The sequence below is a fragment of the Kitasatospora acidiphila genome (assembly GCF_006636205.1).
Lineage (GTDB): Bacteria > Actinomycetota > Actinomycetes > Streptomycetales > Streptomycetaceae > Kitasatospora > Kitasatospora acidiphila.
Genome location: NZ_VIGB01000003.1, coordinates 2,601,979 through 2,619,479 on the forward strand (window position 1 = coordinate 2,601,979; position 17,501 = coordinate 2,619,479).

Here is a 17,501-nt window from a genome sequence, read left to right on the forward strand (position 1 = left end):
GCGCGCTAAACCGGTCTACACTGCTCGGACGAAGCAGCCCGGGCATCGGGATATGCGCAAGGTGGGGAACATATGGTGATCCGGCTCCTTGGACCGGTGGAGCTGCGGACCGCTGACGGCGAGCCGGCTGAGCTGGCCGGCGCACAGCGGCGTGCGGTGCTGGCGCTGCTCGCCCTGCGGTCCGAGCGCGTGGTGCCGATCGAGCGGTTCTTCGAGCTGCTCTGGGGTGACGAGCCGCCGGCCCGGGCCAGGGCGGCGCTGCAGGGGCACGTCGCGGCGCTGCGCAAGGTGCTGACCGGTTCGCCGTTCGAGCTGCGCACCCGGGCTCCGGGGTATCTGCTCACCGGCGCCACCGAGTTGATCGACGTGCGGCGGTTCGAGGCGCTGGCCGCGACCGCCGTCGAGGAGTCCGACGACGCCGCCGCGGTGGCGCTGCTGGAGCAGGCGCTCGGTCTGTGGAGCGGGGCGGCGCTGGCCGATCTGCCGGACACCGAGCTGCGCCGGGCCCTGGTGGACCAGTTGGACGCGGCCCGGACCACGGTGCTGACCGCCTGGGCCGAGCGGCGGCTGCGGCTGGGCAGTGCGGCGGTGGCGGTTCCGGCGCTGGAGCAGAGTGTGCGGGCGAACGGGCTGCGCGAGCCGGTGGTGGCACTGCTGATGCGCGCGCTGCAGCAGGCGGGGCGGCTTTCGGACGCGTTGGCCGTCTACCACCATGCCCGGGAGCGGCTGGCCGGCGAGCTGGGGGTGGTGCCGGGGGCGCAGTTGCAGGCGGCGCTGGCCGAGGTGCTGGGCGGCGGGCCCGCCGACGGCCGGGTGCCCGCGCAGCGCCGCCGACCGGAGCCGGAGCGTCCGGCTCCGCCTGGCGACGGTCCGTCAGCGGTCGAAGAGCCGGCCCCCGTGATGCCGCGCCAGCTGCCCCGCCAGCCGGCCGGGTTCGTGGGGCGCTGCGCCGAGTCCGAGTGGCTGGACCGCGAGTGCGGCCCCGAGCGCACCGGCGACGGCTTGGCCCTGGTGGTCGGCCCGGCCGGGGCCGGCAAGAGCGCCACCGTGATCCGCTGGGCGCACGCCGTGGCCGACGGCTTCCCGGACGGCCAGCTCTTCGTCGATCTGCGCGGCTTCGACCCCGCCGGCCCGGTCGACCCGGTGGAGGTGCTGGGCCGGTTCCTCAAGGCGCTCGGGATGCCGGAGGCGGCGATCGCCCAGGACGGCGCGGGCCGGGCCGCCCAGTACCGCGCCGCCACCGAGCCGCGCTGCCTGCTGGTGGTGCTGGACAACGCCCGCAGCGCCGAGCAGGTGGCCGAGTTGCTGCCGGCCGGCGCCGGCAGTGCCGCCGTCGTGACCAGCCGCAACACCCTGGAGGACCTGGTGGTCACCGAGGGTGCCGCGCTGCTGCGGCTCGCCGCCCTGCCCGGCGACGACGCACTGCGGCTGCTGGAACGCAGCCTGGCCCCGGAGCGGGTGCGCGCCGAGGAGGCGGCCGCCCGCCAGCTGACCGCGCTCTGCGACCAGCTGCCGCTCGCGCTGCGGATCGCCGCCTCCCGGCTGGCGGCCCGCCCCAACTGGACGATCGCCGACCTGGTCACCGAACTCTCCGACGAGCGCACCCGGTTGCTCACCCTGGACACCCACGGCGCGGTCAGCATCCGCACCGCGCTCTGGCTGACGTACCGCCATCTCTCGCTTCCCGCAGGCCAGTTGCTGACCCTGCTGGCCGCCCATCCGGGCAGCGAGGTGGATGCCTACGCCGGTGCGGCGCTGCTCGGCACCGATCTGCCGACCGCCCGCGGTGCGCTCGGCGAGCTGGCCGCGTACCACCTGCTGAGCGAGAGCACCCCGGGCCGCTACAGCCGGCACGACCTGATCCGGCTGTTCGGCATGGAGCTCTTCGCCGACCAGCCGGAGCAGGTGCGCCGGCGCAGCACCGAGCGACTGCTGGACTACTACCAGGAGGCGGTCCGGCAGTGCGGTGACCATGTGGACCCGGGGCAGGACGCCTACGGTCCCCGGGCCCATCCGCCGCGCGCGGTGCCGCAACCTGCCGACGCCCGGGCGGCGTTGACCTGGTTCATCGCCGAGGAGCCGACCATCCGGGCGCTGGTGGCGACCGCCGCCGACCAGGATCCGGAGCGGGCCTGGCGGTTGGCCCTGCAGGCGAGCGGCCTCTACTACGCGGCGAGCCGGCTGATCGACTGGCTGAGCTGCCTGCGCTCGGGCCTGCGAGCCGCCGAGCGGACCGGCCCGCAGTGGGCCGTCTCGATGCTGGAGTCCACCATCGCCAACGCCCTGATCGGCGTCGAACGGATCGTCGAGGCCGTCGAGTTGTGCACCATCGCGGTGGATCGCACCAGTGCCGCGGACGGTTTTCCGCACGTCCGCGCCCAGGCCACCCTGGCGCTGGCCGAGGCGGTGCTGGGCAACACCGCCAAGGCCGGGCAACTCGTCGACCGGGCACTGGAACTGGCCCGCCGGGGCGGCCGCTCCGAGCAGCTCGCCTCCGCGCTCGGCTACGCGGGTGCGGTGTCCGCGATGGCCGGCGACCCGACGACCGGACTGGCCCGGGTCCGCGAAGCCCGAACCCTGCTCGCCGACCACCCGGCCGCCACCATCCACGCCTGGGCGCTGATGACCGAGGCGCAGTCGCTCCAGGCACTCGGCTGCCACGAGTCCTCCGAGCAGGCCTGGATCCGGCTGCTGACCACCTGCCGGGAGGCCGGCTTCCTGCACCTGCACGCGATCGCCGAGCAGTCCTACGCCAACTTCCTGCTGGGGCTGGGCCGGGAGGCGGAGGCCGCCGAACACCTGCGCTCCGCCATCCTCCTGCACCGCTCGCACGGCCACCTGGCCGTCGCGGTCACCGACCTGCTGGCCAAGGTGGAGCAGTCGCTGGAGAGTTGACATGAGCGCAGGCCCTCGATGGGCTCAGGCCGCCGGGAGCGGGTCCGGCGCGTACTCGTGGTGCGTCGCCAGCACCGGGCGCAGCGCCCGGATCGCGTAGAAGTTGCGGGACTTGACGGTGCCCGGCGGCACCCCGAGGCGCTCGGCGGTCTCCGCCACCGAGCGGTCCTTCAGGTGCAGCTCCACCAGCACCTCGCGGTGGTGCGGCTGCAGGTTCTCCAGGGCCACCTCGATGTCCCGGGCGGCCAGCACCCCCTCGTACGGGTCGTCCGGCAGCGGGCGGTCCTCCAGCATCTCGCCCGCCACCTCCTGGGCCCGGGCGGCCGCCATCCGGAAGTGGTCGATGGCGATCCGGCGGGCCACCGTGAAGAGCCAGGGCCGGCTCTGCGCCGCACCGCGCGAGATCGACTCCGGGTGCTGCCAGGCCCGCAGCAGGGTCTCCTGCAGGATGTCCTCGGCCTTTCCGCGGTCGCCGTTGGTCACCCGCAGCAGCGCACGCAGCAGGTAGCCGCCGTGCAGGCGGTAGAGCTCGGCCAAGGTCTCCTGGTCGAGTGTGGAACGCGCCGACAAGGGCATGGTCGGGGCGGCAGGTTGGTTGGTCACGCACTTACCTCTTCGGTCCAGGCGGGTCTGCTGCTCGGACAGGCCGTGTGGGCGGCCGCGGCGAGATCGGGAGGGGAGACCCCGACCTCGCCTAAGCCACCGTGCCGGGCCGCGCCAACGTGACGCCAAGAACGGACCAACGCGATCATGGCGGCGGCCGCGCACGGCATTGGCGCGTGCGGCATTCGCGTTGCGCGGCATTCGCGTGCGCAGCATTCGCGTTGCGCGGCATTGGCGCGTGCGGTCAGGCCGCGCTCGCCAGCTGCCGGACCAGCTCCTGAACCCCCTCCTCGCCGTGCCGTTCGATCAGCACGGCCACCCAGTCGAGCAGTTCCTCGCGTTCCTCCCGGGACCAGTTCCACACCGACGGGTGCTCGTCGACCACCAGTGCCGCAGCCAGCGGGAGCAGCGCGGTCGGCGGGGTGGGGCAGGGCTGGTCGGCCGTCGCACAGCCGGCCACGAGCCGGCGCGCCGCGGCGATCACCTCAGCGGCCTGCGCCCGGGGAACCTCCAGCGCGGGCACGCCGGGCAGCACCGGTGGCGGCTCCAGCAGCCAGTCCGCGATCAGCCGCCGCACCCCGGGTGACGACCCGTCGTCGGACATCCGCTCCCTCTCTCCATGTACCGGCAACCGAGCTCCCCGTGCCATACCTAGGGACGGTACCGGGTGGTAGCCGGGTTCAGCTGCCGAATATCGAGGTCCGCAGCAAGGTCCGCGGGGAGTGAACGCCGCGTCGTCCGGGAGCCGTTGACCGAAGCGGAACGACCGGCCGGCGCGGCCGGACCCGGGCACGCGGAGGGAGCCGGCGGTGGCAGCGGTGGCGGGCGGCAGGACGAACGCGGGCTGGAGCTCGCCGCCCTGGTGGGGGGATGCGCTGGCGGGCTGACAAGCGACGCTGAGAGGCGACGCCTTGGCGGGTGACGCATTGGCGGGTGACGCGTTGGCGGAAGGCGGGCGCGGCGGCGTGACGCCGGCTCGCGCTACCCTCCCGCCATGACGACCACCGTGCGCATCCCGCCGTACTCCGACGACGACCTGGTCGCGGGCGAGCACCTCGCGGGCGACCCGGCCTTCTGGCTGGCCCATCTGCTCATCACCCTCGGCACGTTGGACGAGGACGTGACCGAGTACGGGGTGGCGGCGTCACGCTTCGAGGAGCTGCTGGAGCGCCTCGGCGACCCCGAGCAGCCGCCGACCGTGCTGCGGGTGCCGTTCGCCGGCGGGCACCAGGCCTGCGCCGTGTACGTCAACGACGAGGACGAGAGCAACATCGACTTCATCGTCCAGCACCCCGCCTGGAGCCGAGTCGGCTGGCTCGGGCAGCACGGTCCGCACGGCTCGGGGGACGGGCTGTCCTGGCGGGAGTTGACCAAGCTGGCCGCCGGCGCCCCGGATGGTTATTCTGACGGACTGTCAGCTCCCGCTCAGCGCTTGCTGCTGCTCCTGCCGATGCTCGGCGACGCGGCCACCCCGGCCACCCCGGCCGCCGAGGCCGTGGACACCGTGGCGCGCGCCATCGTCGAGGTCGGCCTCTGCCCGGACACTGCAGGCGAGTTGGCCGCCTACCTGCTCAACGTGCCCGGACTCTCCCGGCAAACCGTCTGGACGGTCACCCCCGAGAGCCCGATCCCCGTCTGCGACTCCGACTACAGCCCGCGCCGCATCCCGCTCGCCCTCGGCATCACCCCGGCCCAGGCGCAGGCGCTGGCCGACGCGCTCAGCTGAGCAGCTGCCCGAGCAGCTCCCGGCCCTGCGCCCAATCACCCAGCCCGGCGGCCGAGTTGAGGTGACCGTAGGCGCCGGCCACCGCAAGCCGGGCACCCCACGCATCGGCGAACTGCTGGGACCGGTCGAGCGTGCACCACGGGTCGTCCGAGCTGGCGACCACCAGGGTCGGGAACGGCAGCGGCTCCAGCGGGATCGGGCAGAAGTTGTCCAACGCGGCCACCCCCGCGGCTTCGATGTCCGCGGGCGCCACCAGGAACGCCCCCGCGACCGCCGCCCCAGCCCGCTGCGCCGCCCAGTGCGCCACCAGGATGCAGCCGAGGCTGTGCGCGACCAGCACCACCGGCTGCTCCTGGGCTGCCACGGCCGCGTCCAGGACCTCGACCCACTCCCCCAGCACCGGGTGGTCCCAATCCGCCTGCTCCACCCGCTGGAACGCGGGGTCCGCGGCCTCCCAGTGGCTCTGCCAGTGCTCCGGGCCGGAGCCCTCATAGCCGGGCAGGACGAGGAAACGCGGCTGGGCGGTCATGACTGGCAGCTCCTGTCAGATCGGGGAACGCGGTGGATTGTATCCACTCGCCGGCTGCCGATGATCTTCACACGGGGTCGACGCCGACCTGCCGCGCCCGCACCCTGGTGACGAGCTCCGCCAAGTCGAGCTCCCCGACCGAGGGGTCGGCGGTCAGGACGCGGTGGACGGCCGCTGCCACCGGGAGCGGGGTGGCGGCGGCGGCGAGGGCGACGTCCTTGGCGGCGAGGCGGATCGGGAAGTGGGCGTCATCGGCGAAGGCGCGGGCGGCGGCGCCGGCGAGCGGACTGTTGGTCAAGGCGGTGCGGACCTGCTCCTCGGGGAGGCCCAGCGCGTCGCCGAGGGCCATCGCCTCGGCGACCACCGCGACGCCGCCGATCACCGCGTTGATCAGCACCAGCTTGACCGCGGCACCGCTGCCGACCGGCCCGCAGGGCGTGACCGTGCCGAGGAGGTCCAGGATCGGGCGGACGGCCGTCGTGTCGCCGCCCGCCACGAGCAGCAGGGTGCCGGCGGCGGCCCGGTCGACGCTGCCCATCACCGGGGCGTCCACCAGGGTGACCGTCTTGGGCAGCAGGCCGGCCAACTCCCGGACGGCGTCCGGGCCGATGGTGGAGACGTCCACCAGGGTGGCGCCCGGCTTCAGCGCGGGCGCGAGGGCGGTGACCACCTCCCGGACGGCGGTCGGGTCGGCGAGCATGGTGATCACGACGTCGGCGTCGCGGACGGCGTCGGCCGGGGTGGCGGCGACGGTCGCGCCGGCGGCGGCCAGGGCCTGTGCGCGGGCGGGGGTGCGGTTCCAGACGGTCAGCCGGTGGCCGGCCGCCAGCAGGCGCCGGGCCATCGGGGTGCCCATGCCGCCCAGGCCCAGGAAGGCGATGGTTCCGGAGAATGCGGGCGCGGTGGTGTTGGTGTCCATGGCTCTCACCGTAGGCAGCGGCTACGGATGCGACCAGCGAATGTCTAGCATGGCAGTCATGCCTACCACGCATGACTTCTCCACTCCGCTGCTGCGGGTCTTCGTCGAGGTGGCGCGGCTGGGGTCGTTCACGGCCGCCGGCGCCTCGCTCGGCTACACGCAGTCGGCGATCTCCCGCCAGGTGTCGGCATTGGAGGAGGAGGCCGGCAGCGTGCTCTTCGACCGGCTGCCGCGCGGCGTGCAGCCGACCGAGGCCGGGCGGCGGCTGCTGGTGCACGCCTCAGCGGTGCTGGAGCGCATCGCCACGGCACAGCAGGAGCTGCGGCAGCTACGGGAGTTGGACATCGGGCGGCTGCGGGTCGCGGCCTTCGCCACGGCGGAGGCGGCGCTGGTGCCGCAGACCATAGCCGCGTTCCGGCGAGCACATCCGGGGGTGTCCGTCACCCTGGAGGAGGGGCTGACTCCGGCGCTGGTGGGAATGCTCACCGACGGATCGGTGGATCTCGCGGTGCTCAGCACCGCGTTCGGCGAAGTCCCGGAGGGAGTCGAACTCCACAAGCTCGCCGACGACTTCATGCTGGTGGCGCTGCCGGCCGGGCACCGGCTGGCCGGCCGGCGACGGCTGCGGCTGGCCGAACTGGCGGACGAGGACTGGATCGCGGCCAGCACCCGGCCCGAGGAGACCTTGATCAGCTCCTGCCTGCGGACCGGGTTTCAGCCCCGCGTGGGGTTCGTGGCGCGCGACTGGATGGCCAAACTCGGCCTGGTAGCCGCCGGGTTGGGGATCACACTGGTGCCGACCCTGGCAGCCGACGCGGTCCGGGCCGATGTGGCGGTGGTCCCGCTGGACCGGCGGGACCTGCCGGTGCGCGAGGTGCACGCGGCACTGGCGCGCGGGCTGACGCCATCGCCCGCCGCGCACGCCTTCCTGAAGCTGCTGAAGGAGCGCAGTGCCGCGCTCACCGCGGCCGCCGGCCCTGGCGGCGGCCACGGGGGATGACCACCGCCGCGGCGCCGGTCAGGACGGCCGCGCCGAGGGCGCCGGCGGCGATCGGGGCGGCCTGGCGCGGGGCCGGCGAGCCGGGGGCGGCCGGGGGCATGGCGAGGTGGGATGGGGGCGCGGCGGCGGGCGGGGGGCCTGCGGGGGCCTGGGTGACGGCGGCGACCAGGTCCAGGGTGGGGACCGGCGAGGGGTAGGCGCTGGCGAGCAGGCGGTGGCGGAGCTGGTCGGCGGTCAACTGGGCACCGCCAAGCCGGCCACCGACCGCCTGCGCGCCTGGCTCCAGAAACGCGACGCCTTCCCACCCGCAGACCGCCGCCCGCTCCCCGATCCCGAGCACCACCGCCCCACCCAGGCCATCGGGATCCCGGCAGCCCGCTACTGAGTAACCACCTCGAAGCCCCACTGCCACAGCTCACCATGCGCCGGTCAGCCGGCTCGGCGGCGCACCGAACGCCCCAGCCCGCAGCGCCATGAATCGACCGGAAGATCTTTGTCCGTTCGGCGCACACGCGGCCTCCCGCACCGGGTACGGTGACCGTCACCCGGGGCGGGGAAAGTGGGGGGACCACTGGTGTCCGAAATGAGCGCGGCCTTTCGTGCCGCCGTTCGGGAGGCGATGGCCGCGCCGGACGACGGGCTGCCGTTCCTCTCCGACGAGCCGGAAGGCGTGCTGAGCCAGGAGCCTCACTTCCTGATGGCCTCGATCCTGTACGACGCACGGGAGCGGCTGACTCCCGATCAGGCCGGCGGGCCTGAAGGTGTCGACCTTGAAACGGTGTTCCTGGCGGCCTGCTACTACCTCGCACGGGTGAACCGACTACCCGAGGGCGGGAGCGAGTGGGAGCACCACACGTTCGTCTTCCTCTTCGCCGTCGTGCACGCACTGCGTCCCGACGCGGTGCCACAGGTGCTGCGCGAGGCGTTCGAGAAGGACCCGCCGCAGTTGGTGCCCGCGTACGAAATCCTGCACGCGGCCGGCAACGCGCTGTGCCTGGCGAGCGAAGCGGCCTCGGACGCGGAGGGGGTCGCGCTGGCCGCAGCGCTCATGATCGAGGCGCTGGAGGGTGCGCGGGGGCGGGAGTCCGAGGCGCCCATCGGCGTCAATCTCGGCACGGTCTTCACCGTGCTGGCCGAACTCGGCGGTGACGGTGTCCCGGAGGGGCTGAGGGCCGCGGCCCTCCACCACATGCGCGAGGCGCTCGCCCTGGTACCCCTCGGGGATCCCTCGCGCGAGCCGATGCTGGCCCTGATCGCCTGGGCGCAGGCGAAGGCGCCATCGGTCGCGGTGTACGAGGGCAGCATCGGCGTCGAGATGGAGCAGTACCACCGGGACCCGGATCCGGCCCGGCTCGACGCGATGATCAACGGGTTGCGAGCCACGGTGGCCACGGCGGCCGAACCGGGGCGCACCCTCCGCCGCGTCGAACTGGGCCAGGTCCTGCGGATGCGTTTCGAGATCAACGGCGACCTCGACGACCTCGACGAGTCGATCAGCGAGCTCACGGACGCCCTGGCCGGCCCGCTCAACGACGAGCAGCGGGCGTCGGCCTGCTCGTTCCTCGGCCTGGCCTACCTCGACCGGTACGGCTCCCTGGGAGCCCCTGCCGATCTGGAGGCGGCCTCGGCAGCGGTCCGCGATGGGCAGACCACCGGGACGGCCGCCTCGCCCGCCCACTCCCAGCGGCTCACCAACCTGGCCGGCGTCCTGACCACGCGGTTCGACGCTTACGGAGATCCCGCCGAACTGGACGAGGCTGTGGCGCACCTGAGGCACGCGGTGGCCGTCACTCCGCCGTCCCAGCAGGACTACCCCGTGATGCTGGTCAAACTCGCCGTGGCACTGCGGAAACGCGGCATGCACACGGGCCGGGACGAAGACCTCGCCACCGCCGAGGCGATCCTCAGGCAGGTGGCGGGTCAGCCCTCGGACACCGGGCTGACCCAGCCGATCGCCCGCGTGGAGCTGAGCGGCCTGCTGGCCGTGCGGGGCCTGAGCCGGAACACCGGCGCAGACCTCGTCGATACGGTCACGCAGTCCCGCGTCACCGCGCTGGCACCGACCCAGGACGTGCGGACCCGGCTGTACGGCGCGGAGATGTGGGCGATGAGCTGCGTCCTGCTGGGTGATCTGGCGCAGGCGCACACGGCCTACGGCGTGGCGCTGAACGACCTGCTGCCCAAATTGGCCGGACGGACACTCAACAGGGCGGCTCAGGAGGTGCGGCTGCGCCTGGTGGGCGCGTTGGCCAACGACGCGGCTGCCGTGGAGATCACAGCGGGCCGGCCCCGCGAGGCGTTGATCCGGCTGGAACAGGGACGTGGCGTCCTGCTGGCCCAGGCGCTCCAGCTGCGCGGACGGCATGACGACCTGCGTGCGGCCGCTCCCGGACTCGCCCAGCGTTTCGAGCGGGTCTGCGAGGAACTGGTCGAGCAGCAGGGCGGACGGGAGGAGCGCAAGGCGTCGGCGGCGGCGTTCGAAGAGGTGGTTCGGCAGATCCGCGCGCTTCCCGGTTTCGCGGACTTCCACCAGCCGCCGGACTGGAAGCACTTGAGGCAGTCCGCAGCACAGGGGCCCGTCGCCGTCGTCAACGTCTCCCGGGCGCGCTGCGATGTCCTCCTGCTGCGCCGCCGGTTCGGCCGTGCCGTCATCGAGGTGCTGCCGCTGCCGGATGTCACGGTCCAGGAGATCAACAGCCGGACCGTAACCTTCCGGGCGACCGTCGCGAAGCTCACGACGCCGGGCACCCCGGCCGGCGAGAAGTACCGGTACGACCGCGAGATGAAGCAGACGCTGCGGTGGTTGGGCGAGACCGTCGTGTGCCCGGTCCTCGACCGGCTGGGCTTCGACCGACCGGCGCGGCCGGGCAAGCCCCTGCCCAGACTGTGGTGGTGCCTGACCGGTGCGCTCTCCCAACTGCCTTTGCACGCGGCCATTCTCGACACTCCCGAGCCGCACCAGCGCCCAACTCCCGTGTACGCGCACGACCGCGTGGTCTCCTCCTACGTACCGACACTGAGCTCGCTGCTCCACGCCCGCGCCAGGTTCGCGCCGGACAACGTCCGGGCCTCGCTCCTGGCCGTCGCCGTGGACGCGGGGAGCCCCTACCCGCGACTCACCGCCCTCGACGACGAACTGGCGGCGACGGATCAACTGCCCGGCCCCCGGTCCGAACTCCGTCACACCGACGCCACCCCGGACGCGGTGCTGGCGGCGCTGCGCACGCACTCGCACGCCCATCTGGCCTGCCACGGCGTGCGGAACCCTTCCGACCCGTCGAACAGCAGACTCCTGCTCCACAACGGCAGTCTGACGCTGCGTCAGCTAGCCTCAGAGCGGTTGCTCGATGCCGAGTTCGCCTATCTCTCCGCCTGCCACAGTGCCGCGCCGGGCGAGGAGTTGGCCAATGAGGCCATCTCGGTCGCCTCGGCCTTCCAACTGTGCGGCTACCGGCAGGTGATCGGAAGCCTGTGGACGGTGGAGGACGGCATGGGTCCGCTGCTGGCCCGCGAGGTGTACCGGCGGCTCGCCGCAGCCGGCGCACCGGATGTTGCGCGGGTCCTGCACCAAGCGGTGGGAGCGCTGCGCGGTCATCCACGCTACGGCGAACCGCTGTTCTGGGCTTCGATGATTCACAGCGGGCCGTGATCCACAGCGGGCCATAGTGCACAGCGGGCCGTGATTCACCGCGGGCCGTAGTGGGCCCCGGGGAGGGAGAAGGTAGATGAACCTGGATCGGGATCGGCGGGCCGCGCTCTGCTCGGCCCTGCCCTGGCTGACGGAGGATCTGGCGGAGCAGGGCAGGGCGGCTGAACTGGCGGCCGCCGTACGGGCGGTGCTGGCGGACGTACCGGTCCTGGTGGCAGTGGCGGCGCTGGGCATCCCGCAGCACGTCCTGGACGAGACCGGGCCGGTGCGAGGGGAGGAGCCGGGGCCCGGCGACATGATCGGAGCCAGGCCGCGCGCCGCGGGCGAGTCGTACCGCTGCCCCGACGGCTGGTGCAGCCTCAGCCTGGTCCGGGAGCCCGGCGGGCCCGTTCCGGCCGGGGGCCGCTGCTGGCTGCGCGACCGCGCCCTGCTCGTCACCGAGGCGTGAGACGGTGGCCACGATCCTCGACGGCCTGGGCGAGAAGCTGGTCGACAGGTGGCTGTCCGCGCTGGCCGTCCCGGGTCTGCTGTTCATGGCCGCCGCAGCGACCGGCGCGGTGCTCGGCCAGGGGGCCGCACTCGATCCGACCGCCCTGCGCGAGCGGGTCGGGCGCTGGGCGGCGGAGGCGGACAAGTGGTCCACCGTGGGGCAGTTGGCCGTGGTCGCGGTGATCGTCCTCGGCTCCGTGGCGGTGGGGACGTTGGTGCAGACGTGCGCCGGGGGCGTCGAGCGGGTCTGGACCGGAGACTGGCCCGCCCCGGCGAGGCAGCCGGCGAAGCGCTTGACCTCGTGGCGGCGAGCGCGCTGGGAGGGGATCCAGCGGGAGATCAGCGGGCTCCGCGCGGCGGTACCGGCAGCTCGGCGCGGGGAGGAGACGCGGGACGCCATCGACGAGCTCACCGCCCGCCGCGACGGGATCGCACTCGCCGTGCCGAGCCGGCCGACCTTCACGGGTGACCGGTTCGCCGCGACCGACACCCGGCTGCGCAACCAGTACGGCATCGACCTCGCCTCCTGCTGGACCCGGCTGTGGCTGGTGCTGCCGGAGCCCGTCCGGGCAGAGCTGCGCACCTCCCGAGCCCGCTTCGGTGCGGCGGTGAACGGGTCGACGTGGGCCGTCTGCTACGTCGTGCTGGGCGTGTTCTGGTGGCCGGCGGCCGTGGCCGGCATCGCGGCCGGGCTGGTGGCCTGGAGCCGTGGCCGGCGGGCTGCCGCGCTGCACGCCGAGCTCATCGAGTCGACCGTCGACCTGCACCTGAAGACGCTGGCGGAGGAGCTCGGTGTCACCGTTGCCGGCCCGGTCCCCGACCTCCAGGTGGGGAAGGCCCTGAACCGCGTGTTCCGCAAGGGGGCGTAGGCCCGCGGGGCCCGGCCGCAGCCGCCTCCCGGCAAGCCTCGGCTGCCGGCGAATCCCAGGCGAATCTCAGGTGCCGGCCGACCGCCCACCGGCTAGGGTCGCGAGCTCACCAGCAACGTCCGGAGAGTGAGCACCGCATGACCACGCCTGCCGCCGATGTCCGCATCGAACCCTGGGCCGAGGACGACCTCGACCTGCTCCGACTGATCAACACCGAGGAGATGCGCAAGCACGTCGGCGGCCCGGAGGGACCGGAGGCCCTGCTGGTGCGCCACCGGCGCTACCTGGAGTTCCCCGGCCTCGGCGCCGGCCAGATGTTCCGCATCGTCACCGACCAGGGCCGCAGCAAGGCGGGCAGCGTCGGCTACTACTCCCGCCGCTGGCACGGCGAGCAGGTCTTCGAGATGGGCTGGAACGTGCTCCCCCCGTTCCAGGGGCGCGGCATCGCCGCCGTCGCGGCCCGGCTGGCCGCCGAGCACGCGGCGGCCACCGAGCGGCACACCTGGCTGCACGCGTTCCCCTCGGTCGACAACCCGGCCTCCAACGCGGTCTGCCGCCGGGCCGGCTTCACCCTGGCCGGCGAGACCGAGTTCGAGTACCCGCCCGGCCGCTTCATGCTCAGCAACGACTGGCGCATCAACCTCACCGAGCTGGCCGCCAGTTGACGAGGACCCGGAACTGACCCGCAGTCAGAACCGACTGGCGCGCACCCACGATCCCTTGTACGGTGTAGAACACTTCTACACCGTACAAGAGTGTGCGCGGTGACACTGCCGTGCACGGAAGCACCGGGGGCTCAGCCATGCCAGAAAACGCCGTAACACGCCGGCCAGACCGCTGGCTGGTGCTGGCCGTCATCTGCCTGGTGCAGATGGTCGTCATCCTGGACAACACCATCCTCAACGTCGCGCTGCCGTCGCTGGCCACCGGCCTGCATGCCGACACCGGGCAGCTCCAATGGGTCATCGGGGCCTACTCGCTGGCCCAGGCCGGTCTGCTGATCGCCGCCGGCGGCATGGCCGACCGGTACGGGCGCAAGAAGGTGCAGCTGATCGGTCTGGCCCTGTTCGGGCTCGGCTCGGCGGGCGCCTCGCTCGCCTCCGACCCGGCGCAGCTGATCGCCGCCCGGGCCGGCATGGGCGTCGGCGGCAGCCTGCTGCTGGCCACCAGCCTGGCGATCGTGGTGCGCACCTTCGACGCGGAGGAGCAGCCCAAGGCGATCGCGGCCTGGTCCGCCGTGGCCATGCTGGGCTTCGCGGTCGGCCCGGTCATCGGCGGTGTGCTGCTGCGGTTCTTCTGGTGGGGCGCCTGCTTCATGGTCAACCTGCCGGTGGTGGTGCTCGGCCTGATCGCGGTCGCCCGACTGGTGCCGGAGTCCAAGGACCCGCGCGGTGCCCGGCCCGACGTGCTCGGGGTGCTGCTCTCCACGGCCGGCATGGTCGGCGTGGTGTTCGGGATCATCCAGGGCCCGGAGGCCGGCTGGACCTCGGCCCGCACCCTGGTCTCCGGCGGCCTCGGCCTGCTGCTGCTGGTGGCCTTCGCACTGTGGGAGCAGCGGATCGAACACCCGCTGCTCGACATGGGGTTCTTCCGCAACGGCAAGTTCCGGGGCGCGGTCTCCGGCGGCGTGCTGGTCAGCTTCGGCATGGGCGGTTCGCTCTTCCTGCTGACCCAGCACCTGCAGTTCGTCCTCGGCTACGGCCCGCTGAGCGCCGGTCTGCGGACCGCGCCGATGGCGCTGACCGTGGTGCTGCTCAACCTCACCGGCACCGGGATGCGGCTGACCGGCAAGCTGAAGCCGGGGGTGGCGATCGCCCTGGGCCTGACCCTGCTGGCCCTCGGTCTGACCTCGGTCGCCGAGCTCGGCCGGCACGGCTCCTACCCGGGCATCCTGCTCGGCCTGGTGCTGATCGGGGCCGGGGTTGCCTGTGCGCAGCCCGCGATGGCCGGTTCGGTGATGTCCTCGATCCCGCCGGAGAAGGCCGGTGTCGGCTCCGGACTGATGGGCACGCTCAGCGAGTTGGGCAACTCGCTCGGCGTCGCGGTGCTCGGCGCGGTGCTCACCGCCGGGTTCACCGGCAAGCTGCCGGCCGGTCTGCCGTCCTCGGTGGGTCGCTCGCTGCCGGAGGCGCTGGCCGCCGCCGGTACGGCCGGTGAGCACCAGGTGCGGTCCGCCTTCGGGGACAGCCTGACCAACAGCCAGCTGATCGGCGCGGTGGCGGTGCTGATCGGCGGTCTGCTGGCGGGCTGGCTGATCCAGCGGGCGGGCCGGGTCGAGCCGCCGGTGGCCGCCCCCGGCGACCAGCCCACCGACCAGCCGGTGGTCCAGGCCGGCTGAGGCATGGCGACGATCTACCATCACAGCACGGCCGTCCGCGCGGATGCGGGCGGCCGTGCCGTCGTCGTACCACCAGGCAGAACCGCGCTCCGAAGAAGCGCACCACGAAGGACAGAGGGCAGCAGGCATGGCAGACAAGCCCCGTGACCCGGCCATGAGCGTCTGGCTCACCCCGCCCAAGCGGAAGAAGCGGGGCTCTGCGCCGACCGGGCTGAGCCGGGAGCGGATCATCGACACCGCGGTGGCGCTGCTCGACAGCGAGGGGATCGACGCGTTCTCGATGCGCAGGCTGGCGGCCGAGCTCGACGTCACCCCGATGTCGGTCTACTGGTACGTGGACAGCAAGGACGATCTGCTCGAACTCGCCCTGGACGCGGCCTTCGGCACCATGAAGGTGCCGCCGCTGGAGGACCACGGCGACTGGCGCCGGCACGTCTACGTGATGGCCCATGAGTACCGCAAGTGCTACCTGGAGCACCCGTGGGCCGCCGAGATGGTCGGCCGCTACCTGTCGGTGGGCCCGAACGCGATGCTGCTGTCCAGCAGCGTGATGAGCGCGCTCTCCGGCACCGGGCTGACCGGCGACGCCCTGGCCGGCGCCGTCGCGCTGGTCTTCCAGTTCGCCTACGGCGTCGCCATGGCGGAGTCCATGTGGGCCCGGCGGGTCCGGCAGCAGGAGGGCGACGAGGACACCGTCTACCGGCAGATGCAGGACATGCTGTCGGAGCACGACTCCCGCTTCACCGTGTGGGAGCAGCAGTTCGGCTACGACCGGCGCCAGGACTTCGCGAGCGCCCGCAACCGCCAGTTCGACCAGGGCCTGGAGATGGCGCTGGCCGGCATCGAGGCCGCGATCGCCGCGCTCCCGAAGGGGCACGGCTGACCGCGGCGACCAGCCCTAGATGTCGCGGAAGGTCTCGATCTGGGCGCCGATCGAGTTGAGCCGCTCGGCCAGCTCCTCGTAACCGCGGTTGATCACATAAACGTTGCGCAGCACCGAGGTGCCCTCGGTGGCCAGCATCGCCAGCAGCACCACCACGGCCGGGCGCAGCGCCGGCGGGCACATCATCTCGGCCGCCCGCCAGCGGGTCGGGCCCTCCACCAGCACCCGGTGCGGGTCCATCAGCTGCACGTTGGCGCCCAGCCGGGTCAGCTCGGTCAGGTAGATGGCCCGGTTCTCGTAGACCCAGTCGTGGATCAGCGTGGAACCCTGGGCGGTTGCCGCGATGGCGGCGAAGAACGGCACGTTGTCGATGTTGATGCCGGGGAACGGCATCGGGTGGATCTTGTCGATCGGCGACCGCAGCTTGGACGGGCGGACCGTCAGGTCGACCAGCCGGGTGCGGCCGTTGTCGGCGAAGTACTCGGGGCCGCGGTCGTAGTCGAGGCCCATCTCCTCCAGCACCGCGAGCTCGATCTCCAGGAACTCCACCGGCGCCCGGCGGACCGTCAGTTCGGAGCCGGTGACCACGGCGGCGGCCAGCAGGCTCATCGCCTCCACCGGGTCCTCGCTGGGCGCGTAGTCCACGTCGCAGGTGATCTGGGGCAGGCCGTGCACGGTGAGGGTGGTGGTGCCGACGCCCTCGATCCGCACGCCCAGCTTCTCCAGGAAGAAGCAGAGGTCCTGGACCATGTAGTTGGGGCTGGCGTTGCGGATCACCGACACGCCGTCATGCCGGGCGGCGGCCAGCAGCGCGTTCTCCGTCACGGTGTCGCCGCGCTCGGTCAGCACGATCGGGCGGCCGGGGCTGACGGCGCGGTCCACCTCGGCGTGGTAGATGCCGGTGGTGGCGGTGACCTCAAGGCCGAACCGGCGCAGCGCGGCCATGTGCGGCTCGACGGTGCGGGTGCCGAGGTCGCAGCCGCCGGCGTAGGGGAGCTTGAAGCGGTCCACCCGGTGCATCAGCGGGCCGAGGAACATGATGATCGATCGGGTGCGGCGGGCCGCGGCCTGGTCCATGGCGTCCAGGTCGAGCTCGGCCGGCGGGGTGATCTCCAGGTCGGCGCCGTCGTTGATCCAACGGGTCTTCACGCCGATGCTGTTGAGCACCTCCAGCAGGCGGTAGACCTCCTCGATCCGGGCCACCCGGCGCAGCGTGGTGCGACCGGTGGTCAGCAGCGAGGCGCAGAGCAGCGCGACGCAGGCGTTCTTGCTGGTCTTGACGTCGATGCTGCCGGAGAGCCGGCGGCCGCCGACCACCCTAAGGTGCATCGGTCCGGCGTAGCCGAGCGAGACGATCTCGCTGTCCAGCGCCTCACCGATCCGGGCGATCATCTCAAGGCTGATGTTCTGCCCGCCGTTCTCGATCCGGTTGACGGCACTCTGGCTGGTGCCGAGGGCCGTGCCGAGTTCCGCCTGGGTCCAACCGCGGTGCTTGCGGGCGTCCCGAATGAGCTTGCCGATGCGCGCCAGGTAGTCATCTGCCATGGGCGAGACGATATCTCATCCATGAGATACGACTACGGGCGGTACCCCCGTTCAGG

Annotated in this window: 16 protein-coding genes; 10 read left to right on the plus strand and 6 right to left on the minus strand. The window is 72.9% G+C overall.

What is annotated here, in order from left to right:
• The first annotated feature begins 72 nt into the window (after positions 1-72).
• Positions 73-2,895, plus strand: a complete 2,823-nt coding sequence (locus tag E6W39_RS12425; RefSeq protein WP_141633599.1) for an AfsR/SARP family transcriptional regulator — start codon at positions 73-75, stop codon at positions 2,893-2,895.
• Positions 2,896-2,919: 24 nt separating this feature from the next.
• On the opposite strand, the gene E6W39_RS12430 is transcribed toward E6W39_RS12425, so the two are convergent.
• Together E6W39_RS12430 and E6W39_RS12435 are read right to left on the minus strand one after the other, a co-directional pair.
• Positions 2,920-3,498, minus strand: a complete 579-nt coding sequence (locus tag E6W39_RS12430) for a sigma-70 family RNA polymerase sigma factor (RefSeq protein ID WP_228718114.1) — start codon at positions 3,496-3,498, stop codon at positions 2,920-2,922.
• Positions 3,499-3,742: 244 nt separating this feature from the next.
• Entirely contained in the window at positions 3,743-4,102 is a 360-nt protein-coding gene (locus tag E6W39_RS12435) for a hypothetical protein (protein WP_141633600.1), read from the minus strand.
• A 390-nt stretch (positions 4,103-4,492) separates the two neighbouring features.
• On the opposite strand from E6W39_RS12435, the gene E6W39_RS12440 reads away from it, so the two are divergent.
• The gene (locus E6W39_RS12440) at positions 4,493-5,224 is read left to right on the plus strand and encodes a hypothetical protein (RefSeq protein WP_141633601.1); all 732 of its coding nucleotides are present in this window, start codon (positions 4,493-4,495) and stop codon (positions 5,222-5,224) included.
• Here E6W39_RS12440 and E6W39_RS12445 read toward each other — a convergent pair.
• Both E6W39_RS12445 and E6W39_RS12450 read right to left on the minus strand, forming a co-directional pair.
• Positions 5,217-5,753, minus strand: a complete 537-nt coding sequence (locus E6W39_RS12445; protein ID WP_141633602.1) for an RBBP9/YdeN family alpha/beta hydrolase — start codon at positions 5,751-5,753, stop codon at positions 5,217-5,219. The genes E6W39_RS12440 and E6W39_RS12445 overlap by 8 nt on opposite strands.
• 67 nt (positions 5,754-5,820) lie before the next feature.
• A complete protein-coding gene (locus E6W39_RS12450; RefSeq protein ID WP_141633603.1) occupies positions 5,821-6,672 on the minus strand; it encodes an NAD(P)-dependent oxidoreductase in 852 nt (283 codons plus the stop codon).
• Between the two features lie 58 nt (positions 6,673-6,730).
• On the opposite strand from E6W39_RS12450, the gene E6W39_RS12455 reads away from it, so the two are divergent.
• Complete coding sequence (locus E6W39_RS12455; protein ID WP_228718115.1) at positions 6,731-7,672, plus strand: LysR family transcriptional regulator; 942 nt, start codon at positions 6,731-6,733, stop codon at positions 7,670-7,672.
• Here the strand turns inward: E6W39_RS12455 and E6W39_RS12460 are convergent.
• Positions 7,632-7,910, minus strand: coding sequence for a hypothetical protein (locus E6W39_RS12460; RefSeq protein WP_141633605.1), 279 nt, complete (start codon positions 7,908-7,910; stop codon positions 7,632-7,634). The two genes, E6W39_RS12455 and E6W39_RS12460, sit on opposite strands and share 41 nt — an antisense overlap.
• On the opposite strand from E6W39_RS12460, the gene E6W39_RS39305 reads away from it, so the two are divergent.
• From E6W39_RS39305 to E6W39_RS12490, 7 genes are all read left to right on the plus strand, one after another.
• Positions 7,887-8,057 (plus strand): hypothetical protein, encoded by a 171-nt coding sequence (locus E6W39_RS39305; RefSeq protein ID WP_181799236.1) that lies wholly within the window; start codon positions 7,887-7,889, stop codon positions 8,055-8,057. The genes E6W39_RS12460 and E6W39_RS39305 overlap by 24 nt on opposite strands.
• A 198-nt stretch (positions 8,058-8,255) precedes the next feature.
• Positions 8,256-11,321, plus strand: a complete 3,066-nt coding sequence (locus E6W39_RS12465) for a CHAT domain-containing protein (protein WP_228718116.1) — start codon at positions 8,256-8,258, stop codon at positions 11,319-11,321.
• A 76-nt stretch (positions 11,322-11,397) separates the two neighbouring features.
• Entirely contained in the window at positions 11,398-11,769 is a 372-nt protein-coding gene (locus E6W39_RS12470; protein WP_141633607.1) for a hypothetical protein, read from the plus strand.
• A 4-nt stretch (positions 11,770-11,773) separates the two neighbouring features.
• Entirely contained in the window at positions 11,774-12,679 is a 906-nt protein-coding gene (locus tag E6W39_RS12475) for a hypothetical protein (RefSeq protein WP_141633608.1), read from the plus strand.
• Between the two features lie 137 nt (positions 12,680-12,816).
• Positions 12,817-13,344: a GNAT family N-acetyltransferase gene (locus E6W39_RS12480; RefSeq protein WP_141633609.1), complete on the plus strand. Its 528-nt coding sequence runs from the start codon at positions 12,817-12,819 to the stop codon at positions 13,342-13,344.
• Between the two features lie 137 nt (positions 13,345-13,481).
• Positions 13,482-15,017, plus strand: coding sequence for an MFS transporter (locus tag E6W39_RS12485; protein ID WP_141633610.1), 1,536 nt, complete (start codon positions 13,482-13,484; stop codon positions 15,015-15,017).
• Between the two features lie 127 nt (positions 15,018-15,144).
• On the plus strand, positions 15,145-15,900 hold the full coding sequence (locus tag E6W39_RS12490) for a TetR/AcrR family transcriptional regulator (RefSeq protein WP_181799237.1): 756 nt from the start codon (positions 15,145-15,147) through the stop codon (positions 15,898-15,900).
• A 15-nt stretch (positions 15,901-15,915) separates the two neighbouring features.
• Here E6W39_RS12490 and E6W39_RS12495 read toward each other — a convergent pair whose 3' ends face one another.
• Positions 15,916-17,445 (minus strand): helix-turn-helix domain-containing protein, encoded by a 1,530-nt coding sequence (locus tag E6W39_RS12495; protein ID WP_141633612.1) that lies wholly within the window; start codon positions 17,443-17,445, stop codon positions 15,916-15,918.
• Positions 17,446-17,501 lie beyond the last annotated feature (56 nt).

Bases quoted from the DNA above. Each gene is read 5' to 3' on its own strand.
- E6W39_RS12435 (WP_141633600.1), bottom strand. From the start codon at position 4,102: ATGTCCGACGACGGGTCGTCACCCGGGGTGCGGCGGCTGATCGCGGAC.
- E6W39_RS12440 (WP_141633601.1), top strand. From the start codon at position 4,493: ATGACGACCACCGTGCGCATCCCGCCGTACTCCGACGACGACCTGGTC.
- E6W39_RS12485 (WP_141633610.1), top strand. From the start codon at position 13,482: ATGCCAGAAAACGCCGTAACACGCCGGCCAGACCGCTGGCTGGTGCTG.
- E6W39_RS12465 (WP_228718116.1), top strand. From the start codon at position 8,256: ATGAGCGCGGCCTTTCGTGCCGCCGTTCGGGAGGCGATGGCCGCGCCG.
- E6W39_RS12480 (WP_141633609.1), top strand. From the start codon at position 12,817: ATGACCACGCCTGCCGCCGATGTCCGCATCGAACCCTGGGCCGAGGAC.
- E6W39_RS12470 (WP_141633607.1), top strand. From the start codon at position 11,398: ATGAACCTGGATCGGGATCGGCGGGCCGCGCTCTGCTCGGCCCTGCCC.
- E6W39_RS12490 (WP_181799237.1), top strand. From the start codon at position 15,145: ATGGCAGACAAGCCCCGTGACCCGGCCATGAGCGTCTGGCTCACCCCG.
- E6W39_RS12425 (WP_141633599.1), top strand. From the start codon at position 73: ATGGTGATCCGGCTCCTTGGACCGGTGGAGCTGCGGACCGCTGACGGC.
- E6W39_RS12455 (WP_228718115.1), top strand. From the start codon at position 6,731: ATGCCTACCACGCATGACTTCTCCACTCCGCTGCTGCGGGTCTTCGTC.
- E6W39_RS12450 (WP_141633603.1), bottom strand. From the start codon at position 6,672: ATGGACACCAACACCACCGCGCCCGCATTCTCCGGAACCATCGCCTTC.
- E6W39_RS12495 (WP_141633612.1), bottom strand. From the start codon at position 17,445: ATGGCAGATGACTACCTGGCGCGCATCGGCAAGCTCATTCGGGACGCC.
- E6W39_RS12445 (WP_141633602.1), bottom strand. From the start codon at position 5,753: ATGACCGCCCAGCCGCGTTTCCTCGTCCTGCCCGGCTATGAGGGCTCC.